General features: G+C 41.6%; 20 protein-coding genes. 8 read left to right on the top strand and 12 right to left on the bottom strand.

Annotation, left to right across the window (positions count from 1 at the left end):
* The first annotated feature begins 7 nt into the window (after window positions 1-7).
* Together RMZ41_RS13580 and RMZ41_RS13575 are read left to right on the top strand one after the other, a co-directional pair.
* On the top strand, window positions 8-688 hold the full coding sequence (locus RMZ41_RS13580; protein WP_322642335.1) for a uracil-DNA glycosylase: 681 nt from the start codon (window positions 8-10) through the stop codon (window positions 686-688).
* Window positions 689-1,108: 420 nt separating this feature from the next.
* Complete coding sequence (locus RMZ41_RS13575; RefSeq protein ID WP_322642334.1) at window positions 1,109-1,339, top strand: hypothetical protein; 231 nt, start codon at window positions 1,109-1,111, stop codon at window positions 1,337-1,339.
* 81 nt (window positions 1,340-1,420) lie between these two features.
* On the opposite strand, the gene RMZ41_RS13570 is transcribed toward RMZ41_RS13575, so the two are convergent.
* The 5 genes from RMZ41_RS13570 to hetZ form a co-directional block, all read right to left on the bottom strand.
* Window positions 1,421-2,257, bottom strand: coding sequence for a hypothetical protein (locus RMZ41_RS13570; protein ID WP_322642333.1), 837 nt, complete (start codon window positions 2,255-2,257; stop codon window positions 1,421-1,423).
* Window positions 2,258-2,364: 107 nt separating this feature from the next.
* Complete coding sequence (locus RMZ41_RS13565; protein ID WP_322642332.1) at window positions 2,365-2,739, bottom strand: IS1595 family transposase; 375 nt, start codon at window positions 2,737-2,739, stop codon at window positions 2,365-2,367.
* Window positions 2,740-2,895: 156 nt separating this feature from the next.
* Window positions 2,896-5,208, bottom strand: coding sequence for a DUF3488 and DUF4129 domain-containing transglutaminase family protein (locus tag RMZ41_RS13560; RefSeq protein WP_322642364.1), 2,313 nt, complete (start codon window positions 5,206-5,208; stop codon window positions 2,896-2,898).
* A 754-nt stretch (window positions 5,209-5,962) separates the two neighbouring features.
* Window positions 5,963-6,940 carry a PatU gene (locus tag RMZ41_RS13555; RefSeq protein WP_322642331.1) on the bottom strand — a complete coding sequence of 326 codons (978 nt, stop codon included), beginning with the start codon at window positions 6,938-6,940 and terminating at the stop codon, window positions 5,963-5,965.
* Complete coding sequence (gene hetZ, locus RMZ41_RS13550) at window positions 6,933-8,138, bottom strand: heterocyst differentiation protein HetZ (RefSeq protein ID WP_322642330.1); 1,206 nt, start codon at window positions 8,136-8,138, stop codon at window positions 6,933-6,935. Before hetZ ends, RMZ41_RS13555 begins: the two co-directional genes overlap by 8 nt.
* A gap of 204 nt (window positions 8,139-8,342) precedes the next feature.
* Here hetZ and RMZ41_RS13545 point away from each other — a divergent pair, with 204 nt between their 5' ends.
* Window positions 8,343-8,816 (top strand): hypothetical protein, encoded by a 474-nt coding sequence (locus tag RMZ41_RS13545; RefSeq protein WP_322642329.1) that lies wholly within the window; start codon window positions 8,343-8,345, stop codon window positions 8,814-8,816.
* 303 nt (window positions 8,817-9,119) lie between these two features.
* Here RMZ41_RS13545 and sds read toward each other — a convergent pair whose 3' ends face one another.
* Window positions 9,120-10,091, bottom strand: a complete 972-nt coding sequence (gene sds, locus RMZ41_RS13540; protein WP_322642328.1) for a solanesyl diphosphate synthase — start codon at window positions 10,089-10,091, stop codon at window positions 9,120-9,122.
* Window positions 10,092-11,039: 948 nt separating this feature from the next.
* Between sds and RMZ41_RS13535 the strand changes: the two genes are divergently transcribed.
* The gene (locus RMZ41_RS13535; protein WP_322642327.1) at window positions 11,040-11,237 is read left to right on the top strand and encodes a hypothetical protein; all 198 of its coding nucleotides are present in this window, start codon (window positions 11,040-11,042) and stop codon (window positions 11,235-11,237) included.
* 88 nt (window positions 11,238-11,325) lie between these two features.
* Here the strand turns inward: RMZ41_RS13535 and murI are convergent, their stop codons facing one another.
* The 4 genes from murI to RMZ41_RS13515 all read right to left on the bottom strand — a co-directional run bounded on the left by murI (window position 11,326) and on the right by RMZ41_RS13515 (window position 18,479).
* On the bottom strand, window positions 11,326-12,192 hold the full coding sequence (gene murI, locus RMZ41_RS13530; RefSeq protein ID WP_322642326.1) for a glutamate racemase: 867 nt from the start codon (window positions 12,190-12,192) through the stop codon (window positions 11,326-11,328).
* Window positions 12,193-12,319: 127 nt separating this feature from the next.
* Window positions 12,320-14,206 carry an N-acetylmuramoyl-L-alanine amidase gene (locus tag RMZ41_RS13525; RefSeq protein WP_322642325.1) on the bottom strand — a complete coding sequence of 629 codons (1,887 nt, stop codon included), beginning with the start codon at window positions 14,204-14,206 and terminating at the stop codon, window positions 12,320-12,322.
* Window positions 14,207-14,513: 307 nt separating this feature from the next.
* Window positions 14,514-16,403 carry an N-acetylmuramoyl-L-alanine amidase gene (locus RMZ41_RS13520; protein ID WP_322642324.1) on the bottom strand — a complete coding sequence of 630 codons (1,890 nt, stop codon included), beginning with the start codon at window positions 16,401-16,403 and terminating at the stop codon, window positions 14,514-14,516.
* Between the two features lie 597 nt (window positions 16,404-17,000).
* Entirely contained in the window at window positions 17,001-18,479 is a 1,479-nt protein-coding gene (locus RMZ41_RS13515; RefSeq protein ID WP_322642323.1) for a cation:proton antiporter, read from the bottom strand.
* Between the two features lie 425 nt (window positions 18,480-18,904).
* Between RMZ41_RS13515 and RMZ41_RS13510 the strand changes: the two genes are divergently transcribed.
* A complete protein-coding gene (locus RMZ41_RS13510) occupies window positions 18,905-19,645 on the top strand; it encodes an SIMPL domain-containing protein (protein WP_322642363.1) in 741 nt (246 codons plus the stop codon).
* A gap of 66 nt (window positions 19,646-19,711) precedes the next feature.
* On the opposite strand, the gene RMZ41_RS13505 is transcribed toward RMZ41_RS13510, so the two are convergent.
* On the bottom strand, window positions 19,712-20,071 hold the full coding sequence (locus RMZ41_RS13505; RefSeq protein WP_322642322.1) for a single-stranded DNA-binding protein: 360 nt from the start codon (window positions 20,069-20,071) through the stop codon (window positions 19,712-19,714).
* A 363-nt stretch (window positions 20,072-20,434) separates the two neighbouring features.
* Between RMZ41_RS13505 and RMZ41_RS13500 the strand changes: the two genes are divergently transcribed.
* The 3 genes from RMZ41_RS13500 to mreD all read left to right on the top strand — a co-directional run bounded on the left by RMZ41_RS13500 (window position 20,435) and on the right by mreD (window position 22,993).
* Window positions 20,435-21,442, top strand: coding sequence for a rod shape-determining protein (locus RMZ41_RS13500; RefSeq protein WP_322642362.1), 1,008 nt, complete (start codon window positions 20,435-20,437; stop codon window positions 21,440-21,442).
* Window positions 21,443-21,540: 98 nt separating this feature from the next.
* Entirely contained in the window at window positions 21,541-22,350 is an 810-nt protein-coding gene (gene mreC / locus RMZ41_RS13495; protein WP_322642321.1) for a rod shape-determining protein MreC, read from the top strand.
* A 25-nt stretch (window positions 22,351-22,375) separates the two neighbouring features.
* Entirely contained in the window at window positions 22,376-22,993 is a 618-nt protein-coding gene (mreD, locus tag RMZ41_RS13490) for a rod shape-determining protein MreD (protein WP_322642320.1), read from the top strand.
* Window positions 22,994-23,479: 486 nt separating this feature from the next.
* Here the strand turns inward: mreD and msrB are convergent, their stop codons facing one another.
* Window positions 23,480-23,974, bottom strand: a complete 495-nt coding sequence (gene msrB / locus RMZ41_RS13485) for a peptide-methionine (R)-S-oxide reductase MsrB (protein ID WP_322642319.1) — start codon at window positions 23,972-23,974, stop codon at window positions 23,480-23,482.
* Window positions 23,975-24,100: the final 126 nt, after the last annotated feature.

The following is a 24,100-nucleotide window of genomic DNA, read 5'->3' as shown; positions in this document are numbered from 1 at the left end:
AATTTTCATGAGCAGCGAAACCCAACTCAGCCTCTTTGACGACTCAACCCTTAACCAACGAGAACTGATTCCCACAGACGCAAAAATTGCGATCGCTCCCGGAACTTATTCTGACATAACAGAGTTGGCACAGCATTGCAATAGTTGTCACCGTTGCCCATTGGGAGACACTCGCACCCATGCTGTTGTCGGACGGGGTAATCTTAAAGCCCCAATTATGGTTATAGGGGAAGCGCCCGGTCAAAATGAAGATGAAACAGGTTTACCATTTGTAGGCAGATCGGGGCAGTTGCTAGAAAAAATCCTGGCATCTGTGCATCTGAGTACTGAACAAGATGTATACATAGCTAATATCAATAAATGTCGCCCACCAGATAATAGAGTTCCTACTCCAGCAGAAGTGGCGGCTTGTTTGCCCTACTTACTAGAACAAATTCGCCTAGTTGACCCTAAAATAATCCTCTTAACAGGTACAACTGCTGTCAAAGGCATCACTGGCGATAAGCGGGGGATTACGAAAATTCGCGGACAGTGGCTAGAGTGGGAAGGGCGTTTATGTATGCCAATTTTTCATCCTTCCTACTTGCTGCGTAATCCTTCTAAAGAAAGAGGTGCGCCGAAATGGTTGATGTGGCAGGATATCCAGGCAGTGCGGGCTAAGTTAGACGAAATTCAAAATAATAGCTAATTTGCTAGACTTGAAAAAAATGCAATTGTAGGTTGCATTTTTTTCAAGTCTATGTTTAATTATGTCAAAATTTTGACTGCTAGCGAGGTTGTAAGAGTGCAATCGCTTTGCGTCATTGTTTGACAATTATTTCATAGGATAGTGATTTTGAGCGCATGAGACAAGTGAGAGAGTTGTCTAGCGAATCTTGGCTGTAAGTTGAATGTGATGGTTGAGGTGCGTGCGATCGCTTTTGGTGAGAAAGTGCGATTGCATAGCAGTACAAATATTCTATAAATTTTTAATTTTGGCTTTGAATGTAGTTGAATCAATAATATTATCCTGTCCTAGTTAGCGGTAGTGACTTTACAGATAGTAAACAAATAATCTACTAAACGAGGACAATAGTTTTGATAAAGTTTAGCTAATTGTGTACTAAAAATGAAATTATCTGGAAACGATTATTTAGACCATTTAAATGATTACGCTAAAGACTTGAAAAATATTCTTGATATTATAGACACAGAAATAAGAGTAATAGCCGATCCAAAGAGATACCAATCGCTTCGCAGTCGCGTCAAAACACTCGAAAGGAAAATATTTAAAGAAATAACAAAAGTTAAAAATACTCCAGAACCAGAGGGTGATATTAACATGTTCAACAAACGTTAGTATGGTCGAATACCATCAATAGTTAACGTTTTATTTACTAACAAACCATAAATAATAATATTGCCAATAAATTAATATATTTTATTCATTAGGAGTTTCATCGGACAAAAGTTTAATTAATCTATCAACGTAATCTTCTACAACACCTGTATCATCGTTTTCACCAGAAACCTTTTTTAGTTCCTCTTTAATAATATTAAGGGCAAATTTATAAGGTTCATTTCCGATACTTGGTTTTATGGAGGCACATTCTTCTTGATTATACTTACTATTTCTCAGATGCTGAAGGCTGATTATCAACCATCCTAAACACCTCCTTATATCTTGGCGAAATGAATCTCGGTAAATGGCAGCAATATTGCATTGTCTTATTGTCTCAGACGTAGTTTTATCTGCTAAATGCAACCCGCGATTAATATCTTTAAAATGATTTACAACTTTTATAGAGTTAGAATATCTTTCTAAAAACTTCCTTTCTCTCTCAGCAATACGTAATTGAATTGTTTCCTTTAATTTATTATATCCTTCCTTATCTTCTAATTCTGACAATATATTTTCTATTTCTCTTGTTATGTATATTGGAAATTCTCTTTTAAAAACAGACATAGCTTCTTTCACTTTATCTGGCATTTCTTTGTTTTTTAATTCTTCTGAATCTGATTTAATAGAAGCTTCAACAACAGATGAGACAACATTCCATGATATAAAACTTAATGCTATAGCTGAGAAAACTCCATAAATTATTTTATTTCTGTCTATTGTGTATTGTTGCTCTATTTTACCTTTACCTACCTCTGTTTTTGGTTCAAAAAAATAATCAAGGGCAGAATTGAGACCAAAACCAAGAAAAAAAGCTATAACAACGAAGGCATAAGCAATAAATGTAGCTATTTTTGGTTTAAGGATTGTTAAAATCATCAAATTACCTCCAAATCGATAGCTGGATACTATAGGCTAGTACCAATAATCAGTAACTGAAATAAAAATACTTAACAATAAATGAATTTTACATTTTTATTACTAGTCTAAGATTGAGTTGCTTTTACAAGCTTCTTCAGCAGTTCTTGTTCCTCGGTCATCGCTTGATGGATACGCTCAATCATATAGCTAGCTGTATTCTTATTAACCCCAATCTCTGTGGCAAGCTGACGCACGCTGATACCCTCTGGTGAATCTAGCACAAGGTGAATTGCTACAAACCACTTTTGTAATTCTACATGAGTCTTGTGAAAAAGTGTAGCTACAGTAACACTGTATGAGGTAAAGCATTCGTTACAGTGATACCTGCGTTCATTCTTGTATGCAGTAGCGTTGCTTGATTCGCAATATGGACACTTTGGCTTTCCACCCCAACGAATTTGCTCTAGTAGGGCAAGGCATTCTTCGTGATTTAGTGACATGGTTATTCTCAGAGTTCTGAGAATAACCATGTCAAAAATTACTCTTTAATTTTCTAGCAATTATGTATCAAGCGTTAAGAAAACACCAAAGTAATCTTGTGATCGCATGAATTGAGGGTTAGCAAACACACGTCAGTTGATAACCTACAACTTGGGTTACTTATCAGTCTTACCAGCCTTTTTCAGTTCTTGCCATCTCTCTCGCAATCGCTTCAAGTTAGGAGTATGACCACCATAACGCCAACTAACATAGGCTTGGCTAATCTCATCTATGACCTCAGCTGTTGCTGGGGAATGATGCTGGTACGATCCTCTAGCATACTCTAAAGGTGTTTGTGCTGGATGCTTACCTAAACCTTTTTGACTTGTCCATTGCAGCATTTGTTGATAAAGGCTCTCCATTGCTGGCAATTTCTTTAACCATCGACGGTTGCGCCACTCTCGCCACTGTCCCCAACCCAGCCAACCGAAGAAAGCTGCTGTAGTTGCCAAGATTAAGCCTGTTAATACACCAAACCAACCTTGAGAGAATAAAGCTAAAAACCAAGCGATCGCTCTAACTACCCATCTAAATATTGTCTCAAATACATTATTCAACAAACCTGTCACCGGAGAAGGCAACCATCCAGCAACCCAGTGCCATAACTGGCGCAACACACTAAAAGTCTGAGTATCTTCTACTGATGGAGGTATGAGGGGATGATTGGGAATCGGGTCAAAGGCGAACCAGCCATATTTCGGAAAATATACTTCGGTCATTGCATAAGCGTCAGTGTTACGGACAACATATAACCCTGTAAATGGATTAAATTCTCCTGCACTAAACCCTGCTACTAACCGCGCTGGGATACCAATGGAACGTAGCATCACCGTGAGGACTGTTGAGAAATGGTCTGGATACCCGCCTTTGTATTTGAATAGAAAAGCTTCTACTAAGTCATCTTTTTCTCCCAAATAAGGCAAATCTAAGGGATTTTGAGGAAGAGAGTAGCGTTGCTTTAAATATTGAGCTAAGTAGAGAGTTTTTTCATAAGGTGAATCTAGGCTTTTAGAAGACTTTGCGACTCGTTCACGATTGTAGTTAGCAAGAATTTCTTCAGTACGTTGTCGGACTTTATCGGCAATTTCGGGAGGAATTTGCAGATAATACTTTTTAATCTGTCGTGGATAATTAGTAGAAGCTTGACCTAATAAAGTGCGATCGCGGTATGGTACTTCCGAAATTACTGTATAGGTGAGTCCTTGCGATAATTCCACAGGCGATCGCAATCCATCTTCTGTATCAACTGCGACTACTGGTGCCGGAAAGTAAATCTCTTTCGGATAAGCCATTGCCGGAATTAAGTTAGGTAAATCCGCCACCACTGTATAAGTTTGAACTATCTCTTGAGTTTTACCAGTAATCAAAGGTCGGTTCAGAAAAATTTGGTAAGACCAAGGCGATCGCCTGATGGTTGTAACATTATCATTACGGGAAACTTCCCATCCCTTACCTGTATAACGGTCAAATCCTAATACTCGCCAAAAACCCTCAGTTTGCGATCGCACCCGCATCACAACTTTAGGCTTCATCTCGCCCCGCAAGTTTTGGTTAATTTGACTATTAAAACCGTAATAAAAATTATTATCTACTTTACCTGGTTCACCTGTTTTGCTTTGTCCCGTACCACCGCTACCACCGTCTTGATTTTTACCACTACCTTGGCGGACATAACCAGGATTGATGATAGTACGACCTGTAAAATTATTTTTTAACTCGATAGGAGAACTTACAGGAAATGTTCGTAATTGATAGCCAGGGAATCTAGGTAAAACAGCAAAAATTGCCAGCCCTAGGCCGACAATTAGCAAAAAAGTCAGAATTAAAAATTTAAAATTAAGAGTTGAGGAATTCTTCTTGTTGAGTTTTTCCTTTTGAGTTTTTAATGGCTGCAAACCCAAGCGCGATCGATAATCTAGCACTAAAGTTGGTAGAGCGATCGCTAAAAATAACAGCAATACAGGTGCAAATGCTAAAGTCTGACTTAGGGTTGCCGCTACACCCAATAAAATTAATCCTATAACAATCGAATAACCCAAATTTTTGCGGCGGGGTGTATCAAAGCTATGCAAAACCTGGAGTTGAATCAACAACTCCGCCAAACCCAACCGCGTATCATTCAACTCTCCCACTAACCGCCCAAAGAAACTACCAAGTGCTATTAACATGCCGATAGCAATGCCAAACTGAACTGCAACATTAGCATCGCGGCGACGATAATAACTCCAAACCGCACCCAATACACTTAAAGGTAACGCCCAAAAACTGAATGAAGTTTCGGCAGCGATATCCGTCGCCCCAATTCCCAAAATAACCAATGCTAGCACCAGCACCCGCAGGGAAATTGAATCTTCTACTTCTATTAAAGGCGATCGCTGCAAATTTCGCTGCCAGAAATTGCCTACAGGAACACGCCAAAACCGATTCATCCAGGATAAGTTGAGCATTTCGAGTCTAAGTATAGATGCCACGGAAACAATGCTGAGGACAAAATTATTCGCCCTACTTTAAAGTATTCCCGTTAGAAGAAGCTTTCTTATGCTGCCTTCATACATCTATCAAGGTTTAGCGCGTATTTTTAGAAGTTATGGACTTCCAAAGAATAAATTGTCCAAAAATTTGTATATTTCAGGACTTACGCAAGAACTCTCTGAAACTCTTATTCCTTTGTGTCCTTTGCGTCCTTATCTAACGAGACGCTGCGCGTAGCTTGCTTCCCCGAAGGGGTATGCGGTTCGTTTTATGATGATTTTGCGTAAGTCCTATATTTGTAGGGCAGCACAGCTAACTGTGCTACCCGGAGATCGGATCTTTTTTAACGGAAATTCCTAAACAGTTTTAGCCTGAACTCAAGCGTATTAATATACGCCATCACCGCAAACTGAAACTCCAACGAAGATAATTTTGTATAAAAAACAACACAATTGAAGAAATTCGTTGTTAAAAATTGGTGGCTTGGTAAAATAGAGCCGAAATTAGCAAAACAAACTAACTCGTTCCCCAGGCTTTGCTAGCAACCGAGTGGAATGACGAGTTCCCACAAAAAATTATCACTGGTTAACTTGACCACGCTTAAGTATAAGTAAGCACCCTGGTGCTAGTATTATCTAGAGGATGAAAAAACCTCAAGGCAATAGTTACCTTAAGACATTCGACATTACATACTAGCGGTAGTAGTTAAGGTTACACAGTGGGATTAATGACAAACAAAAGTGGCTGTTCGTCGATTTCTGGAAACTCAACTTCCAAAGTATAAGTTGGGTTAAGTTGCTCACAGCCTAACTCTACACTTAAGTATCCCGGAGTCGAAGATGTTGCCATTGCTAACGTGCCACTTCCTCGGAGTGTCAAAGTCCCTTTAACGGGTAACTCAGCCTGAACAAGTAACTTTGTAAGTTTACCTACAGACTGATACTCTACTCTGATGTTCAAATTACCGACAGTGGTTAACCATTGTCTTTCTACCACTGGACTGGTTGCTGAAAGTGGTAGAGTCAAATTTTCCAGCAATTGTTTAGCCGCCATCAACGACAAAGCCATCTGTTGACGCAGCTGCAAATCTGAATAATCGCTCTGAATATTGGGTATTGCCTCCAGAGTACTTGCAGAACGATAGGTACTTCTTAGCACCAATCCAGCTATATCGTTTAGTGCTTGAGACTCGTTGGGAAAAAAGTTCTCCACCACTTGAACTAATTTTGCTCCCAGGGGTACTGAAGATGTCACCAATGCCTGACATTGTTCCAACAATTGCTGGAAAACTTTCTCCGGCAAGGGACACGGCAGTTTCAGCTTCGACTGTTGTACCATCCACCCCCAGCTAGGAACAAGCGTCATTGACGGCTCATCAACAAAATCGGGATAGTCGATTAGTTGTGTTTCCCAGGGAAACAAAGGTGGGTTTTCTTGGACTTGGATTTGTAACCGACGTTTAAGGACGGCTTGGAAACGATCTAGCACAGTAGGAATTTCTCCCAATTGAAGGTTCTGGGGGGTTTCTCCCAATTTTGTCTCACTGCTTTTTGAAGCAGTAGCTTCATTGAGGAGTTTTTTTACCCCGTCATTTTCCTCACATTCTAGAGATTGGTCGGTATTTTTGACATCATCTGTCAATAACCAACCGAGATACTGGTATTGTGAGGATTCTGAGTCACTATTCATGAGTAGATGCACCTGATCCGGAAACTAATGAGTTACGAATTTCCCAAGCTTGCTCAAGAATCTTAAACCATCGTTTTTGAAGTTGTGCCATTGACAGCCCTAAAGTTTTTGCGATTTTCTCATCGGCTTGCCCTTGTTGCTTCAACTCTAATAAAGACCGTTGCTTATTGTCCAGTTGTGCTGTGTATACTTGCCATTGCTGGGGAGTTAAGCCCAAATTGGTATGCAAAGAGGCTTCTAACCACTCGTGAACTAATTCCCAACGGTGTAATAATGCAAACCGAATCAAATGATACTTGAAGCGCTGTTGTAAGTAATCTCTCTGACGAGGGGTTAAACCTAAAACCGACTCAATTTCCTGGGCTGATAAATCTTGGAGGCGAAGAGAAAAGTAATCAGCACAGTCAGATTGTTGCCGTTCTTCGAGATAATTCATTAATTCTGTAACCACAACAGAACGCAAAGTATCTTCTTCAGGTTCGGGTTCGGCTTGCGTTGCCATTGTGGAGCGTAATTGATGCACTGCTGGTTCTTCCCAAGAACCATCACCTTCGTTATTGCTACCTTCTGCGGCTTGTTCTATATCTACACTGGTTTCTGGCGGTTGCTGTTGAGAAAAGGTTTGCGCCCGCAAGATAATTAACTGCTGCTGACGGCCTGGTAAAGGAATGCGTCGCTTGCCGTAGCGTTCGGTAAATGCCATGTACTCAGACAATTCTAGAAGCGTCTGGGGGCGATAAGTAGCACCGAGTTGATTTTCTCGCCGGAAAGCGTTTAATGCTTCTAGATAAAAACTTTGTAAAAAATCTTCAATTATAGTCAGTCGCCCTTGATAACTCAATTGCTTCTGAGGCGGATTAATGTATCGATAAATTATTGCACTCAGAGTACTGTGTAATTCTACCCTGCCGCGATTTGAACCCAACTGATAGTACCTGAGACATTGCTGTAGCCGATGCCGAGCCAAGGTCATCGCCGAGCTTTCTACAGATCCAGAAGCTTGAATACGTTTGCTTTCATGGCAAATTCGATAGACTTCGGTGGTAATACGTCTTGCTACATCGTGGCAATTCTGTTCCGAAGCTTTGGTCGATTGTTGAAACTCCTTGGACAGGAGTTGAAAGATCACCTCCACGCCTTTAGAATTTTCTCCCAGAATATTTGCAGATGGAATAGTTACGGTTGCGGCTGAATTCATAGTCTCAGTTTTCAAAAGACCCTAAGTATTTAAATACAACCTGTACGACTGTGGGTATTGGCTTTTTCGGTTTTACGTATAAGCTAAACGCAGACCAATCCTATATTGAGAATGTGGCTGATTTTATTATTCCCAACTTGGATGGGATTGTTCACACTTTGATAGATTTTATTGCCATTACCCAGGAGCCGTATACAAGTAATTATGGATTTAGAAGCACAAATTCAATTGCTGATTGACAATGCACCCCGCGATGGTATAACACCAAATCTGATTGCAGCAATTGCTCCTGCCCTTAGAGCGATCGCTCTAAAATTACGTCATTCCCAGTACTATATTCTCCAAAATTCAGAGGCAAGCTGGGTTTTAACTACTTTGAGCAATCGTGCTAATCCAGGATTGGAAAAGCGAGTTATTTACGCTTTCCCTACCATACAGGATGTCTCTCTAATTTCCCCTGCTGGGCTTGACCCTCAAATGCTAGCTAAAATTACTCCTGCCACCCATATTTTGTTCCAATTGGTGGCATTAGAACCCGTAGATAGTATCGTTTTTTTGGAAACGCCGGGTAAGACCACTCATACCGTTGAAATTCGGCGAACCGATTTAGAGAAACGTATGCAGAAAGAGTTACGACAGCTGCGATCGCCTAAACAGATACCCCCTGATATTGCATAGAAAAATTTGGGATGTGGGATTTTTTAGATACAATCCCACATCCCAAATTTTAAACGTCAAATTTCTTTGAAAAAGTTTTTGATGAAAAGAAATTAATGCCAATTACTACCCTTTTAGTTCTTTAAAGAACCAGGCGATCGGCTTAATTTTCTGACTAATCTAAAATTGGTTAACAAACAGTTATCAGTGAACATTTTTCAAAATTTGGCTGAAAATTTTGCCAAATTTACCCACCTCAAAACATCTGGTAGGTTCAACTTGGCTTCTATTGCCCCATTTTGTAACTAATAACAGAGAAATAATTTAATAAAGGCGACTCAGTGTGTACTCAGCGATGTTAATTAATGCCTGGTGAGATTCTGAGGGTGGAAGAACTGAAAGATGTTCAATTGCCAATTTCGCATGGTGAGCAGCTAACTCTCGTGCCTGCTGTATGCCTTGACTCTCTTGAATTAATGCTAGTGCTTGCTCTAAATCCCCTTCTTGAGCAAACTCTCGCTCAATCAGCACTTCCAAGGACGCTTTTTCCGCTAAAGCAAATAAAACTGGTGCAGTTAGATTACCACTTTTCAAGTCAGATCCCACTGGTTTACCCAAGGTATCTGTTGTACTGGTGAAATCTAGAATGTCATCAACAATTTGAAATGCTATACCAAAATGACGACCGTAGCTGTACAGATGCTCAACAGTTTCCCGCGAAACTTCACTAAGTAACCCAGCAGCTTTAGAACTGTTGGCAATTAACGAAGCTGTTTTGTAATAACTCTTCTGGATGTAAGTTTCAATAGAAATGCCAGCATCAAAACGATTTAGTCCTTGCTGGATCTCCCCAGTAGCCAGATCCATAATCACTTCTGAGAGGAGTTTCACCACCTCTAAATTATCTAAGTTGGCTAAATACCAGGATGATTGGGCAAAAAGAAAATCTCCTGCTAATATGGCAATGCGATTACCGAACAAACTATGAACGGTAGGAACGCCTCGCCGCACGTCTGATTCATCTACCACATCGTCATGTACCAAGCTTGCTGTGTGAATCATTTCTGTAATCTCAGCTAGGCGACGATGACGGGGTGTAATGTCTTGCTCTAACATTGTTGCCCGCGATATTAGCAGGACAATTGCTGGTCTAATACGCTTTCCCCCGGCTCCGAATAAATGTTCGGCTGCTGCAAACAAAATGGGGTGGCGATTTCCAACTAGCTGTTTTAGGTTATCTGCTAGTAGTCGCAGGTCTGCTTCCACAGGGGTAAACAGGGAGGTGGCTGGGGTCATGGATGGGCGGACTCTGACTTAGGTTACGAAAGTTTACATATCCTACACTCATTTTAAGATAACCCTGTGCCAGCGCAAAGTTTTCATAAGGTAATCTCATTTTCATGAGTTTATCGGTGATAATTAAGGTTGATAATACTTTTGTCAATAAGCAATTATACTTAATTTGGGAGAAAGTTAGATTTTAAATTAACTTAAAACATGACTTCTCAGTATATGGGAATAAATGCTAGCTTAAATTATATCAAGTATTTTCCCAGTACACGTTTACCGCCACAGTTCAAAGCAAAATTAAAGCAATATTACTTATTGACAAAATGGATACACTTAAAATCAAGTTGCTAATGGATAAAACCAAATTTCTTCAGAACTGAAGTGTAGCTATTCAAAAAATTTGAAATTTAGCCGTCGAATGGGCTTCAAATTCAGGATCGTTGTGTTACGCTAAAATATAGGAATTTTAAATTTTTCAGATATTCACACTCCAAAAGTAAGTCGCTTACTAAGTGATTTTACAGACTCGGTGATGTGAGTCTAAAATAATTAGTCGTAGCTTAAGTTAAGAGAATTATTCTCTTGGTTTTTCCTACGATATGCAAAACTCCTGATTTGGAGCTATGCCATATCCCTATGGGAAGCCGCTACACGTCTTTAGCGCACGTTGAGCGCAAGCATTGCTCTTTTCGCAGCAGTGTGAGTAAAAATAACGCAGATCAAGTAGATCGCAGAGAATCGTAGTCTTAGGTTGCTAAACGTAATCTAGGTATTGTGGATCTATGGTCTGCAAGAAGTCGCATTAGACAATAAATTCTTTGTCCGTAGAGAATTTTATCTCTATAGGTAAATTTACCATAGGAAACTACAGCAATCAAGAATTCACTTGGTTGGCTGAGGTTCTACTAATGTTATGGAATTTTAATATTCGTTTGAAAAGGTGCTAGTAGAACAATGATTTACGGAAGTATACCTATGATGATTTTTATTTTAGCGTCTGGATATTTGTTCACAGTCTACCTGTTATTAGCACTGGCAAAGCGAACGGGTACAAAAACTGTTCCTGGACGTTTCCCTTCATCTACCGAAGGAAAACATAAACAAGAGATACCAGTAAGGGCAAAGGTGACTGAAGCAGTTAATAGTCAATAGGTATTGGGTATTGGGCATTGGGCATTGGGCATTGGGAATTGGGCAAATGACTAATGACCAATTCCCAATGACTGAGGACAAATTAGTTTTATTGGAGTTGGGAAATAGGGGTATCAGTGAAGCAAACTTCTTCAACCATTGGGGTATAGCCTAGCCACTGCACTCCTGACTGGGAAAATTGTTGTGGACAACCGCTAACGGCAAAGCGAGTTGGTAGTGGGTGGTGATTATTTTTTAAGCCTAGCAAATCTAACTCTTGGGCACAAGCTGCCACGACATGAACGGCTGGGTCAATTAGCTTCACTTGAGAGGGGAGGAGCGATCGCAATACTGGTGTAAGGTGGGGATAATGGGTACAGCCGTGAACTAAGGTGTCAATTTCATGCTCTATTAAAGGTTCTAGGTAAGTTCGTGCAACTTCAGCAGTGTAGGGGTCATGAATTCGGTTTTGCTCAATGAGTGGCACAAACTCAGGACATCCAACTTGCCAGACTTGGACATCAGGAGCAATTTCGAGGATGGCGTGCTTATAAGCATTACTTTTCGCTGTAGCTGGAGTGGCAATTACACCAATCCGCTTTCCTTGCTGTACGGCAGCTTTTGCACCCGGTAAGATTACTCCCAAAATGGGTATATTGAATTCTTGACGCACAGTTTCTAAGGCTAGTGCAGAACTGGTGTTGCAAGCCATAATTACCATTTTTACCTGCTGCTGTTGTAGCCAGGTAAGAATTTCGCGCGTAAATTGTAAAATTTCTGTTTGTGAACGAATTCCGTAAGGGAGTCGGGCTGTATCCCCAAAGTAAATAATTGATTCATTGGGGAGTTGCCGATATAGTTGGCGCAGTACCGTCAGCCCACCCACACCACTGTCAAAGATGCCAATTGGGGCACGTTGGGGTTCAAGAGCCGAAAAATCGTCAAGATTCGCTTCAAAGATCGAAGATGAATACACAGGCAGATATTAATTTAGGTTTTGGGATTTAAAATACAGAATTTAGCAGACAATGGACTAATTGACCACTAAATTCTGTACGCCAAAGGAGTCTAAATACCACCTTTTAATAGTAATTTGTACTATATTAACGCTGTAAATATTTTAGGATACCACGAGCGATCGCTTCTGCCATTTGATTTTGATACTCTCGTGTTGCCAATCTCGGATTGTCTTCTCGACCAGTCATATAACCTGTTTCTACTAAAATCGCGGGCATAGAGTTTTTTCTAAGAACGTAGAATCTGGCTTTACGGGTTCCTCGGTTTTTGATTGTACCGATGTCCTGGAGGATGGTATTGCGAACTACTTCAGCCAGAGCATAACCGCTATCGTAATAATATACTTCTAACCCATTGACATCAGGGCGATTATCAACTGAATTTGCGTGAATGCTGACAAAGGCAGTCGCATTCACTCGCTGGGCAATTTCTACCCGTCCCTGAAGTTCTACGAAAAAGTCAGCATCGCGCGTTAATACTGCTTGGACACCATTTTGCTCTAAAATTGCTGCTACCCTTTTACCAATAGGCAGAATTACATCCTTTTCTAAAAGTCCACCTAAACCGGGAGCGCCTGAGTCTTTTCCACCATGTCCTGGGTCAATCACTACTAGTAATTTACCTCTGGGAACTGAGGGGCGCGGCTTTGGCTGGGATATAGGACGGGGATTATCTATGGGGTTTGGGAATTGCCCTTGGCTTGATGATAGAGGAGGTAAAAGAACCGGGGAGGTGACACTACGAGAGGGTTGCAATTCTAGAGCCAAAAGTTCGTCGCCAACCTGGTTGAGTTCCCCAATTTGCACTCCGGCTGCTGGTTGAACCAAGACGACAACAGTATTAGATTCTTGTGGTTGCAGGCGGACTCGCAGAATAGGGCTATTAGGATTAAAAGTCGGGCCTGTAACTTTGGGAGCTAATCGAGCATTGTTGATAGTAATACGGTACAGACCAGAAGTTCTATCCCAGCCTCCTATCGCAGATAAAGCTTGGTTGGCTCTAATCAATAGTTGTGTGCCATTATTAGCCAGTTGCACAGACTCAATAGTAGCTGTACTAGATGGTATGGGGCGTGGACTATTACCTCCAGGTAACTGGGCAATGCCACGACTGGGTAAAAGCACAAAACCACTACTGTTACTATTAGTTGTTCGCCAATTCTGACTATTTTCATCCACCTGTAAAGTCATGCGAACAACAGATGGGCTTGTTTGTAGTTGGCTGAACTGAATGCGGCTGACACCAAAGCGATTAATTGACAAATCGCGTTGCTCCAGATTTGGTGATAAAGTAGCGCTGGCAATATCGATGTTAATTTCTCTTTGCTCGTTGCTACGATTTACCTGAATCTGAGGATTACCACCATTGGTACGGATGAAAAAACCATCGCCTGTGACTTGTAAGTTCTCAATTTGAGTAACTCTGGCGGCAAGCATTCCGTTTTTAGATGGATTGACAGGGGGTGTTGTCACCACGTTGTAAATATTTCTTTCGGAGAACACCGATGGAGATGTTCTCGGTGGAGTTGCTGTTGCTAAAGCTTGTTCTTGTTGCCCACCAGTATTTGTTGAGGGGACATTTTCGGCTACTGGCGTAGGTAATTGCACCATCCAGCGATCGCCGGTTCTACCAACAAATTGTACTCCTTTGGGGTCTAAGGTATAACCAGGAGTCAGTTCAACGACTATGCGTGTTGTTTGTTCGTCAAACTGCCCAACCCGGATAGCGCGAATTGCACCGCCTACCTGTTGGGTTAGCTGGGGACGGCCAAATGTCGTTCCTGGTAAATCAATTACCAAACGAGTGGGGTTAAAAATTAATTGTGCTTGGGGTTGAACACTCCCTACAGTATTAAATTCCAGCTTGTTTTGATTGACATCAAAACGCCAAGATTCAAGTTTCGCGGCCATTGCTGGCGACGATAGCATGAAGATAGTTCCAATAGTACTGGATAGTAACCAGCGTAATTTCACAGTCTTTTCTCCTGATTAATATTCATGGGAGCCGTCCACATATTGGCAAATCCTCACACCATCACCGCACACACTTGAGTATTACGCTTTTATTAAGACACAGCTAATGGCGTAAAATATAGCACGCTCCTTTAATTTTGCCATGCCATCCATTAGCCCATATAAATTTGACTTTAAAAGCATCAGATGACAATAACAAAGATGCTACTCTTGTCCCGCCGCAATAATACTTAAATTGTTTTACTACTAAATTGGAGAACAATGGTAAAGATTAGATGTATTTACTCAAGAATTTTGACTAAATTACTTATCTTCTCTTTAAATACTGAAGAACGCCACGAGCGATCGCTTCTGCCATTTGATTTTGGTAAGCTGAGGTTCTCAGCCTAGCCATATCCTCTCGACCAGTCATATAACCCGTTTCCACGAGAATGGAAGGCATAGAACTTTTTCTGAGGACATAAAATCTGGCTCGTCGTACTCCCCTGTCTTTGAGAGTACCAATACTTTGAAGAATGCTACTACGCACAATACGAGCTAGACCCAGACCACTGTCGTAATAATAGACTTCCAAGCCATTAACATCAGGACGACTTGCACCTGCTGAATTAGCGTGGATACTAACAAACACATCAGCATTAGCTCGCTCTGCTAATTGCACTCTTCCCGGAAGAGTAACAAAATAGTCAGAATCTCTCGTCATAATTACTTGTACGCCATTTTGCTGTAAAATTTGTGCTAGCCTTCTGCCAATAGGCAAGATCACATCCTTTTCGCGTGCCCCCCCAATACCAAGCGCTCCTGAGTCTTTACCGCCATGTCCTGGGTCAATAAGAACTACCACTCGTCCATTGCTAATTCGGCGCTGTGGTTGGAATTGTGGCTGGGGATTGGGATTGTTCGGGTCTGGGAATGGCCCCCGATTTGGCGGTGGTAGCCCAGGTAAACCATAGGAGGGTCTTCCGGGAAGGGCGACAATTCGACGAGAACCTTGTATTGGTATAGCCAAAAGCTCGTTACCGATTTGCTGGGGTTGCTCAAGTTGCACTCCGGCTGCTGGTTGAACTAAAACAACAACTGTATTCGAGCCTTGGGGTTGCAGACGTACCCGAAGAATGGGGCTATTGGGGGCAAAAGTCGGGCCTGTAACTCTCTTAGCTAGTTTAGCATTGAGAATTGTGATGCGGAACACACCGGAGGATCTATCCCAGGTTCCTGTAGCAGATAAAGTTTGATCGGCTTTAATGAGCAATTGTCTGCCATTATCAGCCAGTTGCACAGACTCAATGGTTGCTGGGGAGTTGTTAGGAGATAATCTGCTAGGTAAAGAGGGGGGTTGTGATTGATTGTCTGAATTACTACTTTCAGGCAATCTGACAACGCGACTAGGCAGAACCACCAAACCACCACTGTTACTATTACTTGCTTGCCAATTTGGGCTATTTTTATCTACCCGCAAAGTCAAGCGGACAGTAGGAGTTTGGTTTTGTATTTGGTTAAATTCGACACGGCTAACACCATGTTTGTTAACAGGTATACTATTCTGTTGCGCCAGACGTGGTGATAAAGATGCGCCAGATACATCTATGAAGATACTAGCGCGATCGCGGCTGCGAATTACCTGAATTCCAGGATTGGCTCCACTGGTACGGATGAACAACCCATCGCCCGTTACTGTCACACCCTCAACTTGAGTTGCCCCTCGTGCAGTAGTGGCAACCTTTGAAATACTGGGTTGCGGCTCAGATGGGGTAACAACAGTATAAGCACTTCTGGGAGATAAGGCAGAAGATGAGGCTACTCTATCAACTTCTGGTCTAGGTAATTGCACCGTCCAGCGATCGCCAGTTGTACCAACAAATTGGACTCGTTTTGGGTCTAAAGTATAACCAGGAGTCAGTTCGACAACTATGCGCGTTGTTTCTGTATCAAACTGCCCAACCCGAATCGAGCGAATTCCACCGCCCACCTGTTGGGTTATTTGTGGACGACCAAATGTAGTTCCTGGCAAATCGATTACCAGCCGAGTCGGGTTGAAAATTAGTTGTGCTTGGGGTTGAACTGCTCCTACAGTATTAATTTCCAGCTTGTTTTGATTAGCATCAAAGCGCCACGATTCAAGCCTCGCAGCCATTACTGGCGACGATAGCATGAAGATAGTTCCAATAGTGCTGGGTAGTAACCAGTGTAATTTCACAGTTCTTTCTCCTAATTCACGTTCATGGGAGCCGTCAATATTTCAACTCATTGGGAAATCATCACGCCGTCACCACTTAAACTTGACCTTTGATGCCTTTTTTTGATTTTTTAAGCTGGTATAAACACACACTTAAAATAGTTACTAGGTTTCATTATTGGGTTTAAATCCCCATGTGAAATTTCCCACCTTCAGAGGTAGAAACTCTAACTTCCAAGGAAGCTAGAAAACTAATAACTGATATCCGTCCACTGATAACTGTTTTTTGTTTTTTGCCATCAATGTACTAAGTAGATAATTCCCATTACTGTCAGACGATCTAGCAAGATTTATGGGTGTTACTCCCCAATTATCTGGAAAATATTCAGATAAAGACCCATAAGCCAAGGAAGACTAAAAATAAATAACATTCCGAATGCTGGTAGAAATTATAAACAGACGATTATTCTACAATCAGATGGGACGGAAATTTAGTAAGAGAAGTTTCCACTGCATAATTGCAGAATCTTCAAAGCCCGGTGATAGTACTTAATTCAGAGTCCTGAGTTCTGAGCGAAAACAACTCAGAACTCAGTAAGAATTTACTCAAGAATTTAATTAGCGATCGCTAGATTCTGGAGTTACTTCCAAATTGCTACTATCATTTGATGCTGGTATCCCTGCCTGAAGTGATTCAATTACTAACGAGTTTCCAGAGGAACCATCTAAAACCAGTTGCTCTGAGCCTGCATCAACAGTTTTGGGATCTGGAAATACAAATCGTAACAAAGGAGGAGCTAAAAAGGTTGTCAAGATAACCATCATAATGATTGCCGCTCCTAATGGTTTCGAGAGAGCGCCACTGGCTGCGCCGACACCAGCAAACACTAATCCAACTTCCCCTCTGGGAATCATCCCCACACCGATCGCTAAACGGTTGATTCCCGGTTGACCAAAGACACTTAAGCCTGTGATTACTTTACCGAGAATGGCTACTAGGATCAGGAAAGTTGCCATAATTAGACCTTCCCGATTGTCTGGAATTGCTGGATTTAACACTCCCAAATCAGTTTTTGCGCCAACAGTAACAAAGAAAATTGGCACTAACATATCGGCAATGGGGCAGACTTGCATTTGCAATTCTTTGCGCTTCTCTGTCTCTTCTAAGACTAAACCTGCCGCAAAAGCTCCCAAAATCGCTTCTAAGTGGATGACGGCGGCAAGATATGCCATAGCAAAGGCGAAGATGAATGCTGGTATTACAAGTCCACCGCGTGTTTTGAGTTGATCAGCGATCGCTACAAATGACTTATTGAAAACATTCCCTAGTAGGATTGCTCCCAAAATAAAACCAGTGGCGCTGATAATCAAATAAATGACTTTGCTGACATCCACCACGCCATCTTTAGCTAAACTCGCAACTACCGCCAAAACGATGATTCCTAGAACATCGTCAATTACGGCAGCACCCAAAATAATCTGCCCTTCTTTAGAATTGAGTCGCCCTAACTCTGACAGTACTTTGGAAGTAATCCCGATACTAGTGGCAGTTAAAGCCGCCCCTGCAAAAATTGCCGGTACAGCAGCAATTCCAAATAAAGTCATCAGTCCCACAGTACCAGCCGCAAAGGGTACTGCTACCCCCACTACCGCTACGACGGTAGCTTGGATACCAACTGCCATTAAGTCTTTTAAGTTCGACTCCAAGCCGATTTCAAACAGCAGAATGATCACACCCAACTCAGCCAAAACAGAAATGACCTCAGACTGGGCTGCAAACACGGCTGGAGTGGCTTCAGGACTTAAACCAGCAGTAATTTGAAGGAAGGACATGATCAAAGAGTTAGAACTGTCTGTACTGCCTTCTGGAAACACTAAAAGGTGGAAAACAGAGATGCCAACTACCACACCACCCACTAGTTCGCCTAAAACGGGCGGTAAACCCACTTTGTTTGATAACTCTCCACCAACTTTGCTGGCGAGGTAAACGACTACTAAGCTTAGTAGCACTGCGGCTACTACCATTGAACTGTCTGCGGCTTCTGTTGCAGTAGCCAGCAGAGGAAAAGAGAAGTTAATTGGATCTAACAAATGCATGGGTTCTGTGAAAATCCTTCTCTTTGATTTTGACGTGTTTCTGAAAAACATCTATATGTAAAGACGCTATTGGCAGGTTCAAAAACTTAATTTCTGCCATTCGTCTACTCAATCAAGCGTCATCAGAAAACTTCGCAAACCTTGACTACAGACAGTTTAGGAAGTTGCAGCAAGTCAAAGTCGGTGAATTAATTAACCATCGTGACAAAATCCTTAAAAAGAATAGTGTAATTTTTTAGTATCAAAAAATGTAACCATTTCAGCTTTTGACGATCGCAGTGTCAAAGTAAGAACATAGAAATCGTATCTAGCCGCACTAAAGTTGTGAAAAACTTGTGGTGGCTGTTGACTCTCAACAACCACCACAAGATTGCTATATACGCTTATTAAAAACATCTGTGGATACTTTGAGGAGTGCAAATCTTATGACTAGAGCCGCTTTACCCGGTTCTCAGTTTCCATCTGGAAACTTGTGGAAAATACTGTCTTTATCTCTGCTGGTATGTACAACTTTTACACTGCCTGCATTAGCGCAAGAAAAAGATAAAATGTGGCGAACCCTTAGTGTGAGTGGTCGCGGAGTTGAAGCGATTCCTACAACCCTGGCGCAAGTCAGTTTAGGAGTGGAGATTCAGGGGAAAACAGCACAGGAGGTACAACAAGAAGCAGCCCGGAAGTCGTCGGCTGTAGTTGCGTTCCTCAAAAGCCAAAATGTCGAAAAATTACAAACTACTGGTATCCGGTTGAATCCAGTTTACAGCTACACCAATAATGTGCAGAGGATTACAGGCTATGCTGCCACTAACACGGTGAGTTTTAGGATTCCCACAGAGAAAGCTGGCACATTATTGGATGATGCAGTGAAAGCGGGTGCAACACAAATTAATGGTATCAGCTTTGTTGCGAATGATGAAGCGATCGCAGCTGCTCAAAAACAAGCATTAAAAGAAGCTACTCAAGATGCCCAGCAACAAGCTGATGCTGTTTTCAGTGCTTTGGGTTTCAAATCCAAAGAAATAGTTAGCATTCAAGTTAATAATGCCAGTGCGCCTCCACCACCCGTCTTTTTACGCGCTGAAGCTGCCAAGGTAGCTGATTCTTCAACTCCTGTCGTTGGTGGTGAACAGGAAGTAGAAGCATCGGTGACTTTGCAAATTAGTTATTAGTCATTTGTCATTAGTCATTTGTCCTTTGTCATTTATGAAGACAAAGGACTAATAATCAATGCCCAATTAGAAATTCTCTGGCGAAAAATCTCCGCCCCCTTCTGAATCGCGCTTAGAGCCTAATAACTCAAGTTGATCTACTCTAATAATTGGTGTAGAACGGTTGGCTCCTGTTTGATTATCGCTCCATGTGTCAAACTTCAAGGAACCTCTGACGGCAATTTGTTTGCCTTTGTGTGCATAATTATGGGCAACTTCTGCCGTCTTTCCCCACATTTCCAAGTTAAACCAATCGGTACGTTCCCCTTCTTTCGTGCGCCGATTAACTGCTAGAGCTAGCTTACATACAACTTTTCCAGAGTCAAGATACTTAATATCAGGGTCGTTACCTACACGACCAATCAGGGTGACAATATTGATACTCATAGGTTTTACCTTTCAGTACAAGTGTACTCGTGAATTCTGACTTTTATCATAGCGAATTGTGAAACACTTGAAAATAATGTGTTAAACAGTTAACAATATAATTGACTTGAAAAATTATACATAACTACTTGGAGAAACACATAAAAGTATACGGATATACTAAGCAAACCAGAGAATATCAAAACATAGATGCCTGAGACATCGTAAATATTCCTGGGAATCATATAAAAAAATAGTTTAGTTTACTGAACTCAGGATATAAACATAATCGAATCTACTCTTACCGTTGTAGTCAAGAAGTATCGCACATAGGGGGCTTATAGACGCGTGGGTATTTTTAGGAACTTTCGCACATCATGGGATATGGGTATCGACCTTGGTACTGCTAACACCCTGGTTTATGTATCTGGTAAAGGGATTGTACTGCAAGAGCCTTCTGTAGTTGCTATCGATGTCAATGAAAAGGTAGCGCTAGCAGTAGGAGAAGAAGCCAAAAAAATGCTCGGCCGCACACCTGGAAATGTGATTGCCCTCCGCCCTTTGCGTGATGGTGTAATTGCTGATTTCGATATAGCCGAGTTGATGCTGAAAAGCTTTATTCAGCGTGTAAATGAAGGCAAATCTCTGATCTTACCCCGAATTGTCATTGGCATTCCTAGTGGTGTCACGGGTGTAGAAAGGCGGGCTGTAATGGATGCAGCACATCAAGCAGGAGCAAGAAAAGTTTATTTAATCGATGAACCTGTAGCTGCTGCCATTGGTGCAGGACTACCGGTTGCTGAACCCACAGGCAACATGATCATCGATATTGGTGGTGGTACAACAGAAGTCGCGGTGCTAAGTCTTCAGGGTACAGTAATCAGCGAATCAGTACGCATTGCTGGGGATGAACTGACTGATTCAATCCTTCAGTATATTAAAAAAGTTCATAACTTAGTCATTGGCGAACGCACTGCCGAAGACATCAAGATTCGGCTTGGTTCTGCCTATCCTACCCATGATGATAATGATGCCATGATGGAAATCCGAGGCTTACACCTACTTTCTGGTCTACCACGAACTGTAACCATCAAAGCCCCAGAAATCCGTGAAAGTATGATGGAGCCGCTATCAATAATTATAGAAGCTGTGAAGCGGACACTGGAACGTACACCTCCAGAACTAGCAGCAGACATTATTGACAGAGGTATCATGTTAGCTGGTGGTGGTGCTTTGCTCAAAGGCATAGATACCTTAATTAGCCATGAAACCGGGATTGTAACTCATATTGCCGCCGACCCTCTCTGTTGTGTTGTGCTGGGAACAGGTCGGGTCTTAGAGAACTTTAAGCAGTTAGAACGGGTTGTTATCGAAAGCTCTCGCAATATGTAACAAAAAAATATCATACTTGAGTTCTATTTGAGTTCTATTTGGGTTCTATATAAAGAGAATCCAAATAGAACTTAATTGTTTAAGCAAGCAAGGTATATATGGTTACAATACGGCGTTGGTGGGATCGTAAAGGGTTACAAATCGGGTTGTTAGCTCTAGTAGTTGGTAGTGCTTGGATATTGCGACAGACTCAAGGCGAATTGGTGCTTGAGACATATCAGGCAATTACTCGTCCGTTAGAGATGTTGCAATCAGGGCCAACTCCAGAAGAACGGATTAGAGATGCCCGGATATTAGAATTGGAAACCCGTATAGTAGATTTGGAAAGTCAAAAGACAAAGCTACAAGATTTATTAGGCTATGTAGAAAAAGAGCCACTGGCATCACGCCCAGTTCCAGCACGGGTTATAGGACGTAGTGCTGACCAATGGTGGCAACAAGTTACTCTAAATCGTGGCGCAAATGCAGGGATTCAGGAAGGCTTTATAGTTAAGGCAGATGGCGGACTAGTGGGTTTGGTGGAAAGTGTAACTCCTAATACTAGTCGGGTATTATTAATCAGTGACCTCAAAAGTCAAGTGGGTGTATCAGTTAGTCGCACGGCAGCTAAAGGGGTTTTGCGAGGAGATTCTTCTGCCGAAGCTGTGCTGGAGTTTTATGAAAAAGTTCCAAATGTCAAGGTAGGAGATTTAGTTTCCACATCTACCTATAGTCAAAAATTTCCATCTGGCTTGGCAGTAGGACGAATTAAGTCCCTCGATTTAAAGAAACTTCCCGCATCAGTGGCAAAAATTGAGCTTTTTCCACCAATCCGCTCTCTTGATTGGGTAACAGTTTATCCAAAGCCAGAAAACCAAGAGTTAGAAAACGAAAAGCCGGCAAATCAACTGCCGCAAAAGTCTAAGTAAATTCTTCCAGAAAATCTATAGAAAAATGAAGATTCCTGCATTTGGTGCTAGCAGACAGAAAAAGCCAAAATCATCGGAGCGAAAATCTAAGTTTCAAATCCAGCCGCTTTCTCGTTGGCATCCTGGTGTCCGAAAGTTGTTCGGGTGGATAGTGACGGCTAGTTCTGTACTGTTATGTTTACTATTATTGCCAACCCGCCTGCCAGGTATGGAATTATTGGGAATTGGCCCTAACTGGCTGTTAATTTGGGTGGTAGCTTGGAGTGTGAAGCGCACGGTATTTGCCGGAGCCTTGGCGGGTATAGTTCTGGGGCTACTTCAAGATTCCATGACCTCACCTAACCCTACTCATGCCCTCAGTTTAGGGATAGTAGGAATTTTAACTGGTCTGCTCCAGAAACAGCGTTTTATTGAAGAAGATTTTATTTCGATTGCTGTAATTGTCTTTGTGATGGCAGTTTTGGCAGAAACTATCTTTGGGTTGCAATTAACTTTGATAGGCAATGAGCGCAAAGTAACAGATATTTGGACATATTACCAGCGTGTTGCTCTAGTCTCTGCCATTCTTAGTAGTCTCTGGGCACCTGTGGTCTATTATCCGCTCAATCGTTGGTGGCAACGGATGAAATTGTTGGAGCAATAGTCAAACGATTTTGAATTTTGGATTTTGGATTTTAAATTTTGGAGTGATACCGATAATCAAACAACACCGTATCATGGTAATTAGTGGCATTTATGTTTGACGCTTTCTTTTTTGCATTCAAATAATATCAGGTAAGTCATCTCCTGATTTTTTGACCGCAGAATGTAGAAGCTTTCACTAAGTAATCTAGTTGGAGAACGCTGATGTCGAAGGAAAGAAAAAGTAATAAAGAAGTTAAAAAACCTAAAAAAGATCCCAAAGACAAAAAGGAGAAGAATAACCCAAGTAAATAAGACAATTGAGATAAATAGCTTTAGCGAAGACCAAGAGTTGTATTTTTTATTGGCAATATTTCGTCCATTAGCATTCAGGAGGGGAAGTTATTGTCAACAATTGATTCACCCTTGGTCAAGCCTCAAAATTTGATAATTTAGGTTAGCGCGTGCATATCTCTACGACGGATTATTTAGCTTCGCAACTTAATTATTAAGCAGGAGTAAATTTCAGCGAAACACCGTTCATGCAGTAGCGCTTGCCAGTGGGTGCAGGCCCGTCATCAAAAACATGACCCAGATGACCACCACAGCGACTACAATGTACTTCAGTTCTGGTCATAAACAACGACTTATCTACAGTAGTAGCGATCGCACCTTCAATCGGTTTAAAAAAGCTGGGCCAGCCAGTACCACTGTTAAATTTGGTATCAGAGGTAAATAGTGGCAGTTCACATGCGGCACAATAATAAGTGCCATTGTCGTATTTTTTATCCAATGGGCTGGTGTGAGGGCGTTCAGTCCCGTGTTTACGCAATACATTAAACTGTTCGGGCGTTAAAATCGTGCGCCACTCTTCTTCTGGTTTGGTAATTTCAAATCCACTGTTAGAAGTTGTCATCTCTTTTGACCCCCACTTTATATACCTTGATAACAATGCTGTGCCGACTATTACTGCACTAGCCTGTAAAAAATAGCGTTTGTCCATATATCTATTATTTTCTATTTTCTGGTTAACTGGACAACCAATTCCAGTACGGAATTCACTACATCAATTACTATAATCAGCGATTGCTCTGAATTAGCCCTGATAAACTAATTAAAATTCGCTAAG

This window comes from Nostoc sp. DedVER02, assembly GCF_034530675.2.
Taxonomy (GTDB): domain Bacteria; phylum Cyanobacteriota; class Cyanobacteriia; order Cyanobacteriales; family Nostocaceae; genus Nostoc.
This window is presented reverse-complemented; position numbering and strand designations above follow the sequence as displayed.